This is a genomic window from Pseudomonadota bacterium (assembly GCA_023229365.1).
Lineage (GTDB): Bacteria > Myxococcota_A > Polyangia > JAAYKL01 > JAAYKL01 > JALNZK01.
This window is the reverse complement of sequence record JALNZK010000238.1, coordinates 1-3460: the sequence shown is the minus strand read 5'-3', so window position 1 is coordinate 3460 and position 3460 is coordinate 1. Positions and strand designations below refer to the sequence as shown.

Below are 3460 nucleotides of genomic sequence, written 5' to 3'. Positions count from 1 at the left end.
CCCCGAAGGAGTCCGGGCGACAGCCGCTGTGCCACGCGTCCGACCCTGCCGTGCGCAGACGGTATCGACGCGACTGGCTGGAGTTCCGGAAGGCGTACCGCGCCGCATCGATCGCCTACCGCGCCGGCGATCTCGCGGTCGAGTTCCCGGACGGCTCGTTCCTCCCGCCGCTCGTCACGATGTACACCGCGTCGGCGTTGTAGCGACGTTCAGCACTTCATCGCTGGACGTCACCGGCTGGATTTCCGGGATCTGGGTGCGGACGTGTGTCTTCCGCTGTCCGTCAACGAAGTCGATCGCTCAAATGACCTTCAGAAACCGTTGCCGGCAGCCCGATCGCGATCGCTTCCATGCTGTCCGTGCGGCGGGACCGCGATCCGCTGTCCACTTAGTTTGAACTATTCCAATCACCCGTCGAACCGTTCGGGAAATTGCAGAGGGTGTCTGAGCCAAATCCGGGGGCGAGGTCGAGAAGGCGCTTCGTCAGGGTATCAGCGTCGCGGTGCCGCTCCCCTCGACGACGTGGTACCGCCCGTTCGGCGCGGCGCCGGTGAAGGTCTCGGTCGCGCCGCCGACCCAGCGCACGGTGAGCGAGTCGATCGTCGATTCCGACGCCAAACCGAAGTGCACGACTCGCGTCGACTGCACGTTGCCGTTCGCGTTGCCGCCGCCGCCGCGGACGTCGCGCATCTGGGTGACGCCGCCCGCCTCCAGGGTGACCCGCGCGCCGATGCCGTCGCGGTTCGTCGTCGTCCCCTCGAGCACGAGCGCGATCCAGTTGTTGTCCTGGCCCACGCGGTTCTCGAAGGTGTGGATGTACTGCGTGGGGAGGCCGCCGCCGATGAACAGGTCGAGGTCGCCGTCCTCGTCGACGTCCGACCACACCGCGCTGATCGCGTGGTTGACCGCCGTGTTCGTCTCGTAGGTCACGTCCGTGAAGAAGGTCCCGCCGTCGTTGCGGTACAGGCGCGAGAAGTGCCACGGGTAGAGCGACGTGACGACGAGGTCGACATCCATGTCGTTGTCGTAGTCCGCGAACGTCGCGCCGATGTCGCCCTCGTCGTAGATGAACCCGAACTCCTCCTTCCGGTTGTCGTACAGGTAGTCGGGCGCGCCCCCGTTGACGACGAACATGCTCGGATCGCCCCACGGCTGCGTGCGCGGGTGGGCGAGGTTGGCCATGTAGAAGTCCATGTCGCCGTCGTTCTCGACGTCGCCGAAGTCGCCGCCGTAGGTGTGCCCTCCCGGCAGCCCAGGGTACTCCGACGGGATGTCGTCGAACGCGACCCCGATCGCCTCGGCGACGTCGACGAACGTGCCGTCACCCTGGTTCTCCCACAGCTGGTTCGGGTACATGTGGTAGTTGCCGACGAAGATGTCCTGCGCGCCGTCGTTGTTCCAGTCGTTCCAGATCACGCCGTAGGTCGAGAAGGGCGTCGGCAGGACCAGCCCCGCGCCCGCCTGCGCGTCGACGAACGTCCCGTCGCCGACCCCCTCGAAGTAGCGCCCCGGCACCGCGGGATCGCTTGGGTAGTGGACGAGCCAGTTGCCCCAGTAGATGTCGAGGAAGCCGTCGGCGTCGCCGTCGCCCCACGCGCCGACCGTGCTCTGGTCGAGCGCCTCGACGCCCGCGGCGGAGAGCCCGGTGAAGTGCCCGGTCCCGTCGTTCAGCAGGATCTGGTTCACAAAGTCCTCGTCGACCCACTGATCGCAGTCGTTGTCGAGCCCGTCGAGCAGCTCCGCCGCGCCGGGGGCGATCGCGGCGTTCGTGTCGTCGCAGTCGCCCTCGGCGATCGTGACCGTGTCGCCGTCCGAGTCGGAGGTCTCGGTCCCGTGGTCCGCCACGCCGTCGCAGTCGTCGTCAACGCCGCTGTCCAGGATCTCGTCGTCGTCCGGGCTGATCGCCGCGTTCGTGTCGTTGCAGTCGCCCTCGAGCTTGGTCCAGCCGTCACCGTCGTCGTCCGCCCCGACGTACGGCCCGGCGAAGGCGTCGCGATCGCCGTCGTTGTCGACGTCGCCGAACACCACGGTGGTCGCGCTCGCCGCGTCCGGGAACGGATCGAACCCCGGATCCGAGAAGCCGCCCGCGCCGTCGCCGAAGTACGCACGCGGCCCCGGCGCCTGGCTGATCAGGTCGTCGTGGCCGTCGCCGTTCAGATCCGAGATCGAGGCCATGGCGGCCTGCTCGTCGACGAACGGCGTGTCCTGGATCTCCCCGAACCAGCGCGCAGCCTCGTCCCAGGAGCAGAAGTAGTAGCCCGAGAGCTCCATCCGGAAGTTCCCCTCGCTCCCGTACGGCATGTCGATCGAGGGGTGGAACATGAGCGCCCGCGACGTGTCACCCTCGACGAGCGCCTCGAGCGCGATGAACGGGCCCTGGCCGAGCTGCTCGTTCACGAGGAAGTAGTGCTGCGTCGGCTCGAGGAAGATCCCCTGGGCGGAGACGTCCCACTCGGTCCAGGTCTCCGGATCGTCGTCGACCTCGATCGCCTCCTCGATCGGCGTCATGAGATCCGTCTCCACGGTCTCGACGACCGCGTAGGACCGGCCGAAGTCGCCGGTGAGCCGGATGGCGACCTCGCCCGACTCGCCGACGAAGGAGGCGCGCACCGCCGTGACCCAGAACGGGTGCTCGGGGATGATCTTCATCGTCTCGTACATCCCGACCGGGATCGAGGAGGTCGGGTAGTAGCCGAGGTACTCGCCGGCGAGCCCCAAAGGCGTGCCGGCCACGAGGTTCGCGTCCCACGCCTCTCCCTGGCACCACCCGTCGAACTCCTCCCCCGGCGCCATCTCGGTGCCGCCGTCGTCGCCGGCGTCCGGCAGATCCGTGTCGGTCGTGTCCGTGTCGCCCGCGTCCGATCCGCCCGTCTTCCCGTCGTCGCACCCGGCGAGCGCACCGAGCGCGGAAACGAGCGCGCCGAGCGCGAGAGCGACGAACGAGCTTCTCCACACGATGTGGGACATGGGCAACCTCCTCGTTGGGGACTGAATTATACAGGAATTCTGGGCGGAGCAACGACCCACTCTACGACCTAAAAACGTGGTCAGCGGTGAGCAGACATGAGCACCCGTGAAAAAACGACACAGCGGAAAGCCGCTAAAACACTAGGCTTGAGCGCCGCTGAGTTTTTCAGCGATCTCCCGGTGCTTTCTTGTAGAAGTCGGCCTTGATCGCCTTGGCGCGCTGCTTGAAGTGGTGCAGCTGGAACTGCGGCGCGAACGGGCGGCCCTGCTCGTCCTTGGCCATGGGCAGCTCGCGCTTCCACTTCAGCACCTTGCGCATCCCGTCCTCCTCGACGAAGCCGATGCAGCCCGTCGGGCAGACCCACGCGCAGGCGCCGCAAGCGATGCAGGCCTGCGGCTGCTCGAGGTACGGCGCGCCGACCCCGCGCTTCTCGCCGCGGCCGTTGAACGTCAGCGCGTTCGCCTCGACGATCTCGGAGCAGACGCGGACGCA

At 67.5% G+C, this 3460-nt stretch carries 3 protein-coding genes; 1 reads left to right on the top strand and 2 read right to left on the bottom strand.

Going from position 1 to position 3460, the window contains the following annotated elements; genetic code table 11:
• The coding region (locus M0R80_31685; GenBank protein ID MCK9464203.1) for a hypothetical protein at positions 1–203 on the top strand (203 nt) is incomplete at its 5' end.
• 280 nt (positions 204–483) lie between these two features.
• Here M0R80_31685 and M0R80_31680 read toward each other — a convergent pair.
• Both M0R80_31680 and M0R80_31675 read right to left on the bottom strand, forming a co-directional pair.
• Positions 484–2967 (bottom strand): FG-GAP-like repeat-containing protein, encoded by a 2484-nt coding sequence (locus M0R80_31680; GenBank protein MCK9464202.1) that lies wholly within the window; start codon positions 2965–2967, stop codon positions 484–486.
• Positions 2968–3133: 166 nt separating this feature from the next.
• The coding region (locus M0R80_31675; GenBank protein ID MCK9464201.1) for a 4Fe-4S dicluster domain-containing protein at positions 3134–3460 on the bottom strand (327 nt) is incomplete at its 5' end.